Source organism: Streptomyces sp. Act143 (genome assembly GCF_003143935.1).
Lineage (GTDB): Bacteria > Actinomycetota > Actinomycetes > Streptomycetales > Streptomycetaceae > Streptomyces.
Genome location: NZ_QFRX01000004.1, coordinates 1 through 269, shown reverse-complemented (window position 1 = coordinate 269; position 269 = coordinate 1). Strand labels below are relative to the sequence as shown.

The following is a 269-nucleotide window of genomic DNA, read 5'->3' as shown; positions in this document are numbered from 1 at the left end:
GAGGCGGTGGAGATCGTCGCCGCCGCGCACGTCCACACCATCAAGACCTACGGCCCCGACCGCATCGCCGGCTTCTCCCCGATCCCGGCGATGTCGATGGCCTCGCACGCGGCGGGCGCCCGCTTCCACTCCCTCATCGGCGCCCCGATGCTGTCGTTCTACGACTGGTACGCCGACCTCCCGGTGGCCTCCCCGCAGGTCTTCGGCGACCAGACCGACGTCCCGGAGTCCGGCGACTGGTGGGACGCCGCCTATCTGATGATGTGGGG

Annotated in this window: 1 protein-coding gene; it reads left to right on the top strand. The window is 70.6% G+C overall.

What is annotated here, in order from left to right; all coding sequences use genetic code 11:
- Positions 1 to 269: molybdopterin-dependent oxidoreductase (locus DI272_RS43235; RefSeq protein ID WP_146238441.1), on the top strand; the 269-nt coding region annotated here is incomplete at both ends.